General features: G+C 65.2%; 12 protein-coding genes. 8 read left to right on the top strand and 4 right to left on the bottom strand.

What is annotated here, in order from left to right; all coding sequences use genetic code 11:
• Positions 1 to 16 precede the first annotated feature (16 nt).
• Both CVS48_RS17820 and CVS48_RS17815 read right to left on the bottom strand, forming a co-directional pair.
• Positions 17 to 991 (bottom strand): Bug family tripartite tricarboxylate transporter substrate binding protein, encoded by a 975-nt coding sequence (locus tag CVS48_RS17820; RefSeq protein WP_100855590.1) that lies wholly within the window; start codon positions 989 to 991, stop codon positions 17 to 19.
• A 38-nt stretch (positions 992 to 1,029) separates the two neighbouring features.
• The gene (locus CVS48_RS17815; protein ID WP_100855589.1) at positions 1,030 to 2,361 is read right to left on the bottom strand and encodes an arylsulfatase; all 1,332 of its coding nucleotides are present in this window, start codon (positions 2,359 to 2,361) and stop codon (positions 1,030 to 1,032) included.
• 97 nt (positions 2,362 to 2,458) lie between these two features.
• On the opposite strand from CVS48_RS17815, the gene CVS48_RS17810 reads away from it, so the two are divergent.
• The 6 genes from CVS48_RS17810 to CVS48_RS17785 all read left to right on the top strand — a co-directional run bounded on the left by CVS48_RS17810 (position 2,459) and on the right by CVS48_RS17785 (position 9,281).
• Entirely contained in the window at positions 2,459 to 3,349 is an 891-nt protein-coding gene (locus CVS48_RS17810; protein ID WP_100855588.1) for a LysR family transcriptional regulator, read from the top strand.
• Between the two features lie 109 nt (positions 3,350 to 3,458).
• The gene (locus CVS48_RS17805) at positions 3,459 to 4,412 is read left to right on the top strand and encodes a hypothetical protein (protein ID WP_172616230.1); all 954 of its coding nucleotides are present in this window, start codon (positions 3,459 to 3,461) and stop codon (positions 4,410 to 4,412) included.
• Between the two features lie 145 nt (positions 4,413 to 4,557).
• Entirely contained in the window at positions 4,558 to 5,748 is a 1,191-nt protein-coding gene (locus CVS48_RS17800) for a hypothetical protein (RefSeq protein ID WP_100855587.1), read from the top strand.
• A 220-nt stretch (positions 5,749 to 5,968) separates the two neighbouring features.
• Complete coding sequence (locus tag CVS48_RS17795; protein ID WP_242001241.1) at positions 5,969 to 7,531, top strand: GGDEF domain-containing protein; 1,563 nt, start codon at positions 5,969 to 5,971, stop codon at positions 7,529 to 7,531.
• Positions 7,528 to 8,316, top strand: coding sequence for a bestrophin-like domain (locus CVS48_RS17790; RefSeq protein WP_100855585.1), 789 nt, complete (start codon positions 7,528 to 7,530; stop codon positions 8,314 to 8,316). Before CVS48_RS17795 ends, CVS48_RS17790 begins: the two co-directional genes overlap by 4 nt.
• Positions 8,313 to 9,281, top strand: coding sequence for a hypothetical protein (locus CVS48_RS17785; protein ID WP_100855584.1), 969 nt, complete (start codon positions 8,313 to 8,315; stop codon positions 9,279 to 9,281). The genes CVS48_RS17790 and CVS48_RS17785 overlap by 4 nt, the downstream gene beginning before the upstream one ends.
• 6 nt (positions 9,282 to 9,287) lie before the next feature.
• On the opposite strand, the gene CVS48_RS17780 is transcribed toward CVS48_RS17785, so the two are convergent.
• Positions 9,288 to 10,187, bottom strand: a complete 900-nt coding sequence (locus CVS48_RS17780) for a LysR family transcriptional regulator (RefSeq protein WP_100855583.1) — start codon at positions 10,185 to 10,187, stop codon at positions 9,288 to 9,290.
• Positions 10,188 to 10,295: 108 nt separating this feature from the next.
• On the opposite strand from CVS48_RS17780, the gene CVS48_RS17775 reads away from it, so the two are divergent.
• Together CVS48_RS17775 and CVS48_RS17770 are read left to right on the top strand one after the other, a co-directional pair.
• Entirely contained in the window at positions 10,296 to 11,420 is a 1,125-nt protein-coding gene (locus tag CVS48_RS17775) for a muconate/chloromuconate family cycloisomerase (protein WP_100855582.1), read from the top strand.
• A gap of 160 nt (positions 11,421 to 11,580) precedes the next feature.
• Positions 11,581 to 12,567, top strand: coding sequence for a tripartite tricarboxylate transporter substrate binding protein (locus CVS48_RS17770; RefSeq protein WP_100855581.1), 987 nt, complete (start codon positions 11,581 to 11,583; stop codon positions 12,565 to 12,567).
• Positions 12,568 to 12,673: 106 nt separating this feature from the next.
• Here the strand turns inward: CVS48_RS17770 and CVS48_RS17765 are convergent, their stop codons facing one another.
• Complete coding sequence (locus tag CVS48_RS17765) at positions 12,674 to 13,660, bottom strand: Bug family tripartite tricarboxylate transporter substrate binding protein (RefSeq protein WP_100855580.1); 987 nt, start codon at positions 13,658 to 13,660, stop codon at positions 12,674 to 12,676.
• Positions 13,661 to 13,728: the final 68 nt, after the last annotated feature.

The following is a 13,728-nucleotide window of genomic DNA, read 5'->3' as shown; positions in this document are numbered from 1 at the left end:
CTGAGCCACCGCTTTTTCAGTTCGCCAGTTTGATGGCGCCGCTATCCAGCAGCTTCTGCCATTTGGCGCTGTCGTCCGCAATGAAATGCTGCAGGTCGGAACGCGAACCGCCCGCCGCGACCATGCCCGCGTTGTCAACCGCTGCTTGAAACGCGGGCGACTGCACGGTTTTCTGCAAAGCCGCGTTCAACTGTTCAAGCACGGCGGTATCAATACCGGGCGAAGCCGCCACTGAAAACCACTGGCTGGCGTCGTAGTCGGGAAAGCCGGATTCGGCCACGGTGGGCACGTCGGGCAAGGCATCCAGCCGCTTCTTGGTGGTGACCGCATACGCCTTGAGCGTGCCGGCCTTGATCTGCGGCAACACAGGTGACGACCCCAGGATGGCCAAGGGAATCTGGCCGCCCGCCACGTCCGACACCGCCTGCCCGCCCCCCTTGTAAGGCACGTGCACAATGCGCGTGCCGGCAACCTGGTTCAGCAGTTCGCCCGCCAGATGTTGCGATGTGCCGTTGCCGGAGCTGCCATAGCTCCAGGTATCCGGATGCTTGCGCGCGTCCGCCAGCACGTCCGCCAACTTCGGCAAGGCCTGTTTGGCCGGGCCCACGATCACCATCGGCCCCTGCGCCATCAGCATGACCGGCGCCAGTTCCTTGCCGATGGCCGGTTGCGGCGTCGGATAGATCAGCGGACCCGGCACCGTGATCAGGTAGCCATCGCTGGCCTTGCTGCGCGCCACCATCTGCAGCGCGATCGCGCCCGACGCGCCCGGCTTGTTCTCGACCACCACGTTCAAGCCCGTGCGTTGCGCCAGGTCCTGCGCCGCCACCCGCGTCAGCACATCGGCGGAACCGCCGGGCACGAAGCCCACGATCCAGTTGATTTGCTTGCCTGGCCAGGCCAGCGGCGGCTCGGCCTGGGACCCAACAGGCAGGGCAAGCGCAACGCCCAGGCCCAGCCCCGCAATACTGCGACGAACAACGGTTTTCATGATTTCCCCTTGTGCTTGGCGCCGTCTGCGCGGGCCGTTCAATCCCGGTCAGGCCGACCGGGCGTGGTGTTCGGGTGCTCGGCGCAAGACTGATTGAAGGCTTGCACCATCTTCAGCATGGGGCCGAGCACCCAGGTATTGAAAATCAAGATATCGCTTTCTTCCTTGGGGTCCTGCTTCAAGTTGAAGAGGTACGGCGATTCCAGCTTGCCCTTGCCCTCGTTCACCTCGGGTTCCCAGTAGAAATGCAGCTTCCAGTCGCGCCATTTAAGGGCGCGCAGTTCGTTCTTGATGTAGAACAGAAAACCCTCGCGCGCCGAATCCGGACGGTCGCCGGTAAAGAAATCGGTCTGGTCGATGCCATCGATCGGCCGGTCTTGCGGCACGCTAGCCCCGCCGATGCGTGACAGCGTGGTGTACAGATCCGTCACGTGGACGATCTCGTTGGACACCTGGCCCGGCTTGACCTTGCCCGGCCAACGAATGATGAAGGGCACGCGCAGGCTGCCTTCCATGGCCGTGTGATACGTGCCGCTCCAGGGGCCTGCCGTGCCGCGATAGGGCTTGCGGAATTCCGGGCCGTTGTCGCTGCAGAAGATGAATACGGTGTTGTCGCGCAGGCCAAGTTCGTCAACTTCGGCCACGATCTGGCCCACGCGGTGATCCATTTCCACCATGGAATCCGCGAAGTCGCCCGCGCCGGTGCGCCCGGCGAAATCCGGGTGCGGCAGCGTGGGAAAGTGCAGGTGCACCAACGGCAGATACAAGAAAAAGGGCCGCCCGCCGCGCGCCTGTTCGCGCATGAAGGTCTGCGCGTGCTGCACCAGTTCGGCGTCGATGCCGCGCCGGCTATCCAGGTCGTACACCTTCACGTTGTTCGACGGCTGCCCCGCCCGGCCTTCCATGATGTAAGGCATGTCCGCCACGCTGGGATCAAAGCCGATCGACGACGTGAACTGGCTTTCGTCGGTGGTGCGCGGAATGCCGTACCAATGGTCAAAGCCGCGATCGGACGGATAGCGTCCGGGGATATCGCCCAAATGCCATTTGCCGTAATGCGCCGTGGCATAGCCCTGCCCTGACAGTTGCTGCGCCAGCGTGATCTCGTCGCGCGTCAGCCCTTGCGGCAGGCCCGGCGGCACCGATTGCAGGCAGCCGGTGCGGATCGGATGCCGGCCGCTCATGAGCGCCGAGCGGGTCGGCACGCAGTCGCTTTCCACATTGAAGTTCTGCAGCAGCAGGCCTTCGCCGGCAAGCCGGTCGATATTGGGCGTGGGCGCGCCGCGCAGCGCCCCGCCGCCATAGCAGCCGAGTTCGCCCCAACCCAGGTTGTCGGCAACGATCAAGACGATATTGGGGCGATTCGACATCTGCGCTGGCCTCTATGAGCATGGGGAATGTCCGAATTCTAGGCGCGCGCCCGCAGCGTAATATTCCCAAAAGTGCTATTCGGAATTCCTGTCGTTCATGAATCTATCCCTGCGTGACATCGAGTATTTCTTGGCGGCCGTCGAGCACGGCCATCTGGAACGGGCAGCGGCGGCCTGCGGCGTGAGCCAGCCCGCGCTGTCCAAATCCCTGCGGCGGCTGGAAGCCGACACCGGGCTGGCCCTGATGCTGCGCCACGGACGCGGCTTGACGCTCAGTTCCGAAGGCATGGTGTTCTTGCAGCACGCCAAGCGGCTGTGGGCGGAATACCGAGACGCGGTCCGCCATGCAATGGAACTGCGGGTGGGCGAAGCCGGCCTGTTGCGGGTCGGCGCCACCGGCGCCACGGTGGACAGCGTGGTGATGCCCGTGTTGGACCGCTTGCTGCCCCGCCGCCCCGCGTTGCGCATCCAGCTGACCCAAGGGCTGTCCGACGATCTGAATGCGCAGGTGGAAAGCGGCAAGCTCGACCTTGCCGTCACGCCCGTCTATGCCGATGGCCCCGCCACCCTGCGCCACGAAATCATGTTCGATGATGCGCTGTGCGTGGCGGCCAGCCGGCGCCATCCGCTGGCCGCGAAGGCGCGCGTGGCCCTGCGAGACCTAAGCGGCCAACGCTGGATTCTGCCGCGCCCTACCTCCGTGGCCCGCCTGCTGCTGGACGCACGCTTCGCGGAAGCGGGCCTGGGCCTGCCGATGGCGGCGCTTGAGGTCGAGCATTTTTCCGAAGGCTCGCTGCGGCTACTGGCCGGCTCCGACATGCTGGCGGTATTGCCCCAAAGCGCGCTGACCGCCAACGCGGACGTAATAGCGCTGCCGGTGGCGTTGGGGCCGCCATTACGCCGCAACATCGCGCTGATTTCGCGGCGCGGCACACTCTGGTCGCCGTTGATGAAGGAATTCCGCGAAGCGGTGTTGGCGGGTGCGTAGCGGGCCCTTGGTAACGCCCCTGTAACCCATGAAATATTGTGAAGCCCCTTGGTACACACGCGCCTTTATACTCGCGACCGCACAGAAACCACAGAACAACGCGACCTCTATGACCTCCTCCCAGAAGGCTTCCCCAACCCTTCGCGCCACCTTGGCCGGCCTGCTTGCCGTAGCGTTTGCCACCCTGGCCACGCCACCCGCCGCCGCCGCTTCTGACGCCACTACTGCCGCCGCGTCTGCCTCCGCGTCCGACGCGCCCGGCACGATCTCCCGACAAGCCGCGTCGGCCGTCGAGCCGCCCGATGCGCCCACGGTAATGGCCACCATCTTTGATATCGACGGCAAGGGCGAGACGACATACGAAGTCGACAATGGCCGCATCGCCACGTACTGGTTCGGCCATGCCTTCGAGTCCGAAGGCACGCACTATTACACCGGCTTCGCGTGGGAAACCGCGCCCCGGTACGCCAAGCCGGCCGGAAGTCCAACCGACACCCAAGCTGCAACCGAAGAAGAGCCCGGACCCGGCACGCGGGTCAACCTGGCCGAAGCCACTTTCGTCCTGACCGACCCCGCCTCCGACAAGCCTTGGAAATTCCGCGGCATGGAGCCCACCATCGGGGAATTCGGCGCCTACGAGCGCGGTGAGGACGTCGACACCCGCCGCAAGCCGCTGGAACACCGCACCCCGGCCGGCAAGCTGTTGCTGGCCGTGCCCACCACCAGCTTTGACAACGGCATCACCAGCGACGGCTACACCCTGCTGGTCTTCAACCCCGAACGCTTGAAGAACGACATCGACGGCCACGTCTGGACCTATGTGGGCGGCTTGCTGACCGGCGAAGACAACAGCGCGGCCTGCGCCGACGGCGACGTCATGCCGTGCACGTCCAGCAAGGGCGAACTGGTCTTTTCCCAGGACGGCAGGCAAGACATGCCCACCGTGACCGTCAAACCCAGCGGCACCACGATTTCCGGGCCGAACAAGACGCGCCAGCTAGGCGCCGCCGACGTCACCGCCTATGCCTTTGATGCCGCCGCCAAGGCCTACGTCGCCAAGTAAGCAATAACAAAAACGGGCCGACCGCCTGTCCGCATCACGACGGCGCAAAATGGACGCGACCAAACCGCTTGCGTACAGGTGCTATTAAGCCCGTCTGCCTACAATTTCCGCATGGATGTTGTTCCACTCTTCGGCTTGGACTTTCATGCGGCTTTTTGAGCAAACTTTGGTTCCCCCGCCTCGGGGCGGGATACGCATCGAGTCTTCCGACTCACCCCACTCCCACTATTCAAGCAAAGCACTGCCAGCGCTGGACGAGTTCCTGGCGCAGGCAGGGCTGCGCCAGGCGGCCATCTGCTGCGGCCTGACCGGCGCCACGGCCGGGGCGCACGCCTGGTTGCAGGCCGCGTTTGCCCAGGCATTCTTACCGCAACATGACACCACCGGGCTTGCGCAACAGCTCGGCTTGCGAACCGAGACCCACACCGCCGACCTGGACCGCGAAATCCTGCTGGCGATGCTGGCCAGCCCGGTGGCGTTCACGTTTCCCAATGTGGCCGAGCTGGCATCGGCGGTGCGCATCCGGCGCTATATCGTGCAGGCCGCCCGCAAGACGGCGCTGGCCTTTGACACCGAGCATGCCGAACGGCCCGAGGAATACTGGACTTACGACGAAGCGCGCGGCTTCACCATCCTGCCCGGCCGCTCGCTGATCGAAGGCTTGCGCAAGGCGACGCAACCCGAGGCGTCGGGACAGTTGTATGCGTTCTCGTGCTATCGCGCGACGGAGTACGTGACGGTGCTGGGCATCGCGCAGGAACTGCAACACGCCAACCCGGACCTGGGGCGGCGCCTGCAACGCCAATGGGAAACCCGCGCGGTCATGTCCGGCCGCTTTCACGAAGCCTTCCTGCACGAATACGGTTCCCTGGACGCGCCCCTGCCTCAACGCTTTTACGTGCCGGGTGACCGGCTGTGGTTCCGCAACCCGGACGCCGTGTCTTCCGACGTGGAAGGCTATGAGGGCTCATGGGTGTTCTACCTGGGCAACGGCCAGTTCAATAATTTTTGGGAACACGGCGAACCGTATACGTTGACCTCAAAATGCGTGGAGATATTCCATTGGCGACATGGCGTGCGCACCGACGCAACCGGCAAGCGCTATATGGACGAACACATCGTCCGCGATCGCGTCCGCCAAACCTTGGCGGACCCAACCGCTACCGCCGCCGTGCTGGCGCGCATGGCGTGCATCCGGGATCCGCAAGGCATATATGCAGAAGGCGGTTGCATCGATGCAACGCGCGAACGGGTGCGTTGGGTATGCCCCGGGCACTCGGACATGGCGCTGCCTGAATGCGCCGAGCCCGGTACGCCATGGGCCGCGGCCGCGTGAGCCATGGCCGTTCCGACTGAAAGTCTGGATAAAACAAAAAGACTTCTGTATTCTCATTTCGCGGCGCTCGCTTGGCCGCACGCCTCAACACCAGCCTGGACAGGCAAGCGCATTCATTCACGATGCGCTCACCCGGTCCAGGCATGCCCGCGCCATCCGGCGTTGCGACTATTGGTCAAGACGGCTCATCGACATGGCGACAAAAAGGAAAGTGAGCTTGGTGGCCGTGCTGATCACGCTGGCCGTGCTTAGCGTGGCGATCGGGTTCGCTAATGCGCTGTACGCGGGCTACCAGGTGCAAAAGGCCCAGGCGGTGCGCAATACGCTGGAAGCCAATCGGGCCTACGCCCAGAAGCTTTCCGAAGTCATCACGCTGTATATCTCGGCGGTGCATCGCCAGCTTGATGCCAGCGCGGCACAATTTTCCGGTGCTCCACTTCCAGAAGCGGAGCTGGCTTCCGAACTGTCGCGCCTGGCGGCAAGAATCGAGGGCGTATCCGCCGTGCTGCTGGCCGACCGCGAAGGCGCCATCACGGCGCGAGCGTCTGATGCCCCCCATTGGCTGGGCGCCATTCCTACCCTGACTGCATTGCGCGTGGCCGAACGCCGGATCGGCGAATGGGTCCGCCCCTGCTGCCAGCCCGAAGGCTCGCCCGCCACATTGACGCTGGTAAATCCCCTGCCCAACGGCGCGCTCGCCGCCGTGGTGGTGCTGGAACGCGGCAGCCAGATAGACAAGCTGATCGGCGAACATCCCTATGCCGACGGCACCGCCGTCTACCTGGTGAACCGAGACGGCCAGGCGCTGTACCGGCACGGCGCCAGCGGCACGTCCGCCGCGCTGCCCGACCTGATATCGGACGGCTCGCCGGCGATGGCCACGCCCGGCTCTGCCCAGCTGCAAGACGCGGCGGGCCACACCATGCTGACCGGCTACGCCCCCCTGGGCAAGGGCAACTGGGCGGTTGTCGTCCAGCGTCCGCTGGACCATGCGCTATCTCCGTTGAACGCGCTGCTGCGCGAGGCATTGCTATTCGCCATCCCCGCCGTGCTGTTGACCTTGCTGCTCGTCAGCGCCCTGGCCTACGCCATCGCCCGCCCGCTTGCCCGCCTGACGCACGCCTTGGCCAACGCGGACGCGGCAGGCCCCCAAGACCAACAGGCCAGCGGGCTGCGCACCTGGTACGTGGAAGCCGACGAACTGCGCGAGGCCTTGGCAAGCAGGCTGGCGCGGCACCGCCACGAGGTGGGCCGGTTGAATGTGGAATCCATGACGGACCCGATGACCGGGCTGATGAACCGCCGCGCCATGCGACAGCGGCTGGATGAGCTGGTGGCCACCCACACGGCGTTCGCCGTCATCGCGCTGGACGTGGACCATTTCAAGCACATCAACGACACCCATGGGCATCCGGTGGGCGACAAGGTGCTGATCGCCCTGGCCGATACGCTAAGCCGCAGCGTGCGTCAGCAGGACCAACCCTTTCGCGTGGGCGGCGAGGAATTCGTGGTGATCGTGCCGGCCGCCTCCGATGACGCGGCGCTTGCCACGGCCGAACGTATCCGCGCGGGCGTGTCGCAAACCGCCATGCCGCCCGGCGTGGGCCAGGTCACGGTGTCGGTCGGGGTGGCGCTGTGGCCGCAAGACGCCGCGTTGCCGCAGGCCGTGGTCAAAGGCGCCGATCTGGCGCTCTACGCCTCCAAACAAAACGGACGCAACCGCGTCACGCGCTGGAACAAGCAGGTCCTATCAACCATGCCCGAAGGCAAGGTGGCAACGTGAATTACTCATGGATTCTGGCGCTGTGCGCCGCCGCGTTCTTTTTGCTGTTGCTGGGTGCGATCCGATTCGGACGCTATCTGGGCAACCGCCATCAGGCGGACGAAAATGGCCGCGCGGGCTCGGCCGCCATCGAGGCGTCGGTATTCGCCCTGCTGGGATTGCTGATCGCCTTTACGTTTTCCGGGGCCGCGCAGCGCATGGCCGAGCGGCGCAACCTGCTGGTGCAGGAAGTGAATTCCATCGGCACCGCCTGGCTGCGCATCGATATGCTGAATGCGGCCGACCAACCCGCGCTGCGCGACCAGTTCCGGCTGTACGTGGACGAACGCATCAATTACTACCGGCACGTGGCCGACCTGGACCATCGCGATGCCATCGCGGCCAAAGCCTCCGCCCTGCAAAACCAGATCTGGAAGGGCTCGATGCTGGCGGCCAGGAATGCCGTGCCGCCGTTCGCGGCGTCGTACATCGGCGCCGTGAACGATATGTTCGACGTGTCCACCGCACAGACGGTCGCGCAAAAGGTGCACCCCCCGGCCATGACCTACGTGTTCCTGTGCTTTCTGGCGCTGGTATGCGCCTGCCTGATCGGCCTGAACCTGGCCACCGCGCAGCGCGACACCCTGTTCCACCAGATCATCTATGCGTTGGTCATGACGGCAGCGCTGTACATCATCATCGACTTCGAGTTTCCGCGTATCGGCGCCATCCGCATCGACCAGAGCGACACGCTGCTGATGGCGCAGCGGGAAACGATGGGCACACTGTCCGGAGCCCTTAAATGACACTGGCCCGGCGCGCGACAGCCTGGGTGTCGGCCTATGTCGTCGCCGCGCTGGCGTGCGCCGTTGGGGCGGACGCCAGCGCGCAAACGCTGCGACTCAGCAAGGACGATTTGCAAAAGCGCGCGAACGGGGTGTTGGCGCTGATGTCGTTTTCCATCGTGCCGGACATCACGACCAGTTCGCTTTCCATCGGTAGCGGCGGCGGTTCCACCTCGGGGTCCACCGAATTCTTCATGACGCAGTTGGGCGGCGGCGACACCATCTCGGACTCGGTGCCCATCTACCTGGAAGGCGTGCTGGCCGGCAGCCGGTACGACCCTACCTTCGTGGCGACCCAGGGCGCCGAAAACCGCAGCATCCCGACAAAATGGAACAGCCTGTCGGCCACCGGCGGCATCGGCTGGGACTTCAAGCTGACCGACGAGCTGAAGCTGCGCCCCATCTTCAACGTGGCGCTGGGCAACGTCACCAGCGACCTGCGCGCCGCAAGCTGGTATGTGGGGCGGCAAACCGGCACCGACGTCGACTTCCTGGACCGCGGGTCCTTGAATGCCTACGGCCTGGGCGGCTCGTTGATGCTGGACTACGAGCACTACCGACCCGGCTACGAAGTGGACGTGGAGCTGCGCTATTCGGATATCCGCCTGAAAAGCTTCTCCAGCTCGGCCGCCGTGCAGGGCAACGCCACCGCGCAATCGGCCAACCTGTGGGCGCGCTACCGGGCGCCCACGGGGATCGTGCTGCTGCAACGGCCACTGCGCTATGTGTTGGAACTGACGCATTCGGAATTCCTGGGCGACCAGCGTGGCGTGCTGGGCTTTGACCGCCTGACGTCCGTGGGCGCGGGCCTGGAACTGGACTCCAGCGCCTACGACGTCATCATCACGCGCACGCGGCTGGTGGGCCGGTATGTCTTCGGCACCAATGTGTCGGGGTTTTCGGTGGGGCTGGCGGTCAGCTTCTGACGGGGTTCAGCCGGGCGTTGCACTGCGTGATGCCAAGGCTTGCGCCAGGCCCAACGCGCGGGCCAAAAATTCCGATCCGTCGTCCTTGCGGTAGCTGGCAATCACCGGCGACACAAACCCATCGCCCTCGATCCGCACATGCGCCACGTCCTGACGCTGCAAGCGCTGCACGGATGCCGGCACCACCGTCACGCCCAAGCCCGCCGCCACCAGGCCAATCGCCGTTTGCAATTCATTGGCCTCTTGCACCACTTGCAACGAATAACCGGCCGCGCGGAACAGCCCCAGCACGTGGTCCGCGAAGTTCGGTCGGGGCCGCGCCGGGTACAGCACAAAGGGCTCTTGCGCCAGGCGCTCCACCGACACACTGGGCGCGCCCGCCAAGGGGTGATGCAAGGGCACGGCGGCCACCAGGGCTTCCGTCATCAGCACCTGCCGTTCAATGGCCGGGTCATCCAGCAGGATCCGGCCGATGCCCAGGTCAATGCGCCCGGCCTTCAGCGCTTCCAACTGCGGCAGGGTCGTCATTTCCATCAAGCCCACTTCCACCTGGGGGTCGGCGCTGCGTAGTTGCCGGATCAGTTCGGGCACGAAGCCGTACAGCGTCGACGGCACGAAACCGATGCCGAACCAGCGGCGCTGGGTCTGCCCCAGCCTGCGCGTGCCTTCCAGCACCTCTTCCAGCCGCGCCGTCAGCAAGCGGGACTGCTCCAATAGAAACCTCCCGGCCTCGGTCAGGCGCAGTGCCCGCGTGGTGCGTTCAAACAGCAGCACGCCCAGCTCTTCCTCAAGCTGGCGTATCTGCCGGCTGAGCGGCGGCTGGGCGATGTGCAAGCGGGCGGCGGCGCGCGTAAAACTACCCTCTTCCGCCACGGCCTGGAAATACCGCAGGTGCCTGAGTTCCATGGCTGATATAGACCTTAAAGGTATTAATCGAAACCCATATAGTCTTGGACGCGATCGGAAAGCGCAAGCCATACTGCGATCAATCGCTCAACCCTTGGCATTAAAAGTATGAATCCGGCAAGCATTCTTTCGGTCCAGGCCATTCTGGTGGACCTGCCCACCATCCGCGCCCATCAACTGGCCATGGCGGTCATGCAGCGCCAGACGCTGGTGATTGTGCGGCTGACGTGCAGCGACGGCATCGAAGGCATCGGCGAGGCCACCACCATCGGCGGCCTGTCCTACGGAGAAGAAAGCCCCGAAGGCATCAAGCTGGCCATCGATACCTACCTGGCGCCCGCGCTGGCGGGCGGCGACGCCACCAACATCCACGCCGCCATGCAGCGGCTGGACAAGGTGGCGCGCGGCAATCGCTTTGCCAAGTCGGCACTGGAAACCGCGCTGCTGGACGCGCAAGGCAAGCGCCTGAACGTGCCGGTGTCCACCCTGCTGGGCGGCGCGGTACGCAAGCGCATGCCCGTGCTGTGGACCCTGGCCAGCGGCGACACCGCGCGCGATATCGAGGAAGCCGAGTCGCTGCTGCAAAGCCGCCGTCACAACACCTTCAAGCTGAAGGTGGGACGCCGCGCCGTGTCTGAAGACGTGGCGCATGTGTCGCGCATCAAGCAGGCGCTGGGCGACCGCGCCCGCGTCACGGTGGACGTGAACCAGGCCTGGAACGAAGCCGATGCGGCCGGCGCCATCGCCCGGCTGGAAGCCGCGGGGGTGGACCTGATCGAACAACCCATTCCGCGCGCCAACCTGGCCGGCATGGCGCGGCTGGCGGCGCGCTTTGTGGTGCCCATCATGGCGGACGAAGCCGTCAACGGCCCGGAAGATGCGCTGGACATCGCGCGCCAGGGCGCGGCCGATGTACTGGCCTTGAAGATCGCCAAGTCCGGCGGCCTGTATGAAATGCTGCGCACGGCGGCCGTGGGCGACGCGGCCGGCATGTCGCTGTATGGCGGCACCATGCTGGAAGGCTCGGTGGGGTCCGTGGCGTCGGCGCACGGCTTTGCCTGCCTGCCCCGCCTGTCCTGGGGCACGGAACTGTTCGGCCCCCTGCTGCTGAAGGACGACATCGTGGCCAACCCGCCGCGCTACGCCGACTTTGAATTGGAACTGCCCGACGGCCCCGGTCTGGGGTTGACGTTGGACGAAGACAAACTCAAGTTCTATCGTCGCGACCGCTGATGGCCACTATCGACCCCTATCGCCCCCTATCGACCACTACCGATCACCACCAAACACTAAGCACCGTTAGCGGATAACGGATAACGCCCCACTACCCGGCAAGACGGGCCCGCGCCGCCAAGAGCGCGCCCACCCACTATCAAGCACCACGGAGACAACCATGCGCCTGCGCCATGTGATCAAACCCTTTGCCCGCGCCATTTTGGCCATGTCCTTGCTGGGCGGCGCGTCCGCCGCGCTGGCCGATAGCTATCCAGACCGCCCGGTCAAGTGGGTAGTGCCCTTCCCGCCCGGCGGCGCCATGGACAGCATCGCCCGCACGTTGAGCGAATCCATGAGCAAGCAACTCAACACCTCGTTCATCGTGGAAAACCGCGCGGGCGCGGGCGGCAACATCGGCGCGGCCAGCGTGGCGCGCTCCAAGCCCGACGGCTACACGATCCTGATCGTGGCCAACGGCATGGCCGTGAACCCGGCCTTGTACGCCGACCTGAACTACGACCCCATCAAGGACTTCGCCCCGATCTCGCTGCTGGCCGTGGTGCCCAACGTGCTGGTCACCAACCCCCAGCGCACCGGCGCCACCAGCGTGGCGGACGTCATTGCCAAGGCGAAGGCCCAGCCCAATCACTACACCTACGCCTCGGCGGGCGTCGGCACGTCCATCCACCTGGCGGGCGAATTGTTCGTGTCCATGACGGGCGTGGAGATGCTGCACGTGCCCTACAAGGGCAGCGGCCCCGCCGTGGCCGACCTCTTGGGCGGGCAGGTGGACTACATGTTCGATAGCATCACGTCGGCCAAGCCGCACATTGCCACGGGCAAGCTGCGCGCGCTGGGCGTGACCACCGCCAAGCGCTCCGCCGCCCTGCCCGACGTGCCCACCATGCAGGAAGCCGGCGTGGCGGGCTACGAGCTGATGCCCTGGTTCGCGGCCTTCGCCCCCGCCGGCACGCCACCGGAAGTGGTGGCCAAGCTGAACGAAGCCATGCGCGTGGCGCTGGCCGAGCCCAAGGTCCGCGCCACACTGGATTCAATCGGCGCGGAATCCATCGGCGGCTCGCCGGAGGCCCTGCGCGATCATCTGGCCAAGGAAACGGCGCAGTGGAAGACGCTGGTGAAGGAACGGAACATCAAGGTCAATTAAGACCTGGCCTCCCATGTAAAAACGCCCACGTCGCACTTGCGTGCACGTGGGCGTTTTGCCATGCCTTAAGCAGAAGTTATTCCAACCTTGCTCATGCCACCATGGATTACTCCACCGTTGCCCCGGACTTTTTCACCACTTCCGCCCAGCGCGGAATTTCGGTGGCCATCAGCGCGCGCAGTTGGTCGGGCGTACTGCCCACGAGTTCCATGCCCATGGTCTTGCCCAGTTTCTCCTGCACGTCCGGCTCTTTCAGGATGACGGCAATTTCGGCCGCCAGCTTGTCCAGGATCGGCTTGGGCGTGCCCTTGGGCGCGTAGACGGCCTGCCAGGACGCCATCTGGAAGCCCGGCACGCCGGCTTCCTGCATCGTGGGCACCTCAGGCGCCAGCGCGATACGGTCCTTGGTGGTGACGGCCAGCAGTTTCAGCTTGCCGGTTTGCAGCAGCGGCAGCGCGGCCGTCATCTGGTCGAACATGAAAGTGACCGAGCCGGACGACACGTCCACCATGGCGGGCGGCGTACCCTTGTACGGCACGTGCGTGAGCGGCACGCCGATCATGCTGGAAAACAACTCACCGGCCAGGTGCGTGGACGTGCCCGCGCCAGACGACGCGAAGGTGCGCTTGTTGGGGTCGCGCTTGAGCAGCGCGATCAAGTCAGCCACCGAATTCACGCCCAGGTTCGGGTCCACCAGCAGCACGTTGGGCAGGTAGGCAATCAGCGACACCGGCTCGAAATCCTTGACCGGGTCGTACTTCAGATTCTTGTACAGGCTGGCGTTGATGGCGTGCGTGCTGATGGTGCCGCCAAACAGCGTGTAGCCGTCGGGCGCGGCCTTGGCCACGTAGGTGGCGCCGATGCCGCCGGCCGCGCCGGGCTTGTTTTCAACGATGACGTTCTGGTGCAGGCGGTCGCCCAGCTTCTGAGCCAGCACGCGGCCGACCACGTCGGTGGAACCGCCCACGGTAAACGGCACCACATAGGAAATGGGCTTTTGCGCGGGCCAGTCGGCGGCGCTGGCGGGCATGGCCAGTGCGCACAGGGCGCCGGCCAGCAGCGCGCACAACGCGCTGCGTCGTTGCGTATTCATGGATTGTCTCCTGCCTTGATTTATAGACTTATAGGTATGGATCGCCGGCCGGGCGGCCGGCGGCAAAG

The organism is Achromobacter spanius (assembly GCF_002812705.1).
GTDB lineage: Bacteria > Pseudomonadota > Gammaproteobacteria > Burkholderiales > Burkholderiaceae_B > Achromobacter > Achromobacter spanius.
This window is presented reverse-complemented; position numbering and strand designations above follow the sequence as displayed.

What these genes read in the sequence shown, in the direction of transcription:
- CVS48_RS17780 (WP_100855583.1), bottom strand. Translation starts at nt 10,187, where the DNA reads ATGGAACTCAGGCACCTGCGGTATTTCCAGGCCGTGGCGGAAGAGGGT.
- CVS48_RS17765 (WP_100855580.1), bottom strand. Translation starts at nt 13,660, where the DNA reads ATGAATACGCAACGACGCAGCGCGTTGTGCGCGCTGCTGGCCGGCGCC.
- CVS48_RS17820 (WP_100855590.1), bottom strand. Translation starts at nt 991, where the DNA reads ATGAAAACCGTTGTTCGTCGCAGTATTGCGGGGCTGGGCCTGGGCGTT.
- CVS48_RS17815 (WP_100855589.1), bottom strand. Translation starts at nt 2,361, where the DNA reads ATGTCGAATCGCCCCAATATCGTCTTGATCGTTGCCGACAACCTGGGT.
- CVS48_RS17770 (WP_100855581.1), top strand. Translation starts at nt 11,581, where the DNA reads ATGCGCCTGCGCCATGTGATCAAACCCTTTGCCCGCGCCATTTTGGCC.
- CVS48_RS17800 (WP_100855587.1), top strand. Translation starts at nt 4,558, where the DNA reads ATGCGGCTTTTTGAGCAAACTTTGGTTCCCCCGCCTCGGGGCGGGATA.
- CVS48_RS17775 (WP_100855582.1), top strand. Translation starts at nt 10,296, where the DNA reads ATGAATCCGGCAAGCATTCTTTCGGTCCAGGCCATTCTGGTGGACCTG.
- CVS48_RS17810 (WP_100855588.1), top strand. Translation starts at nt 2,459, where the DNA reads ATGAATCTATCCCTGCGTGACATCGAGTATTTCTTGGCGGCCGTCGAG.
- CVS48_RS17785 (WP_100855584.1), top strand. Translation starts at nt 8,313, where the DNA reads ATGACACTGGCCCGGCGCGCGACAGCCTGGGTGTCGGCCTATGTCGTC.
- CVS48_RS17805 (WP_172616230.1), top strand. Translation starts at nt 3,459, where the DNA reads ATGACCTCCTCCCAGAAGGCTTCCCCAACCCTTCGCGCCACCTTGGCC.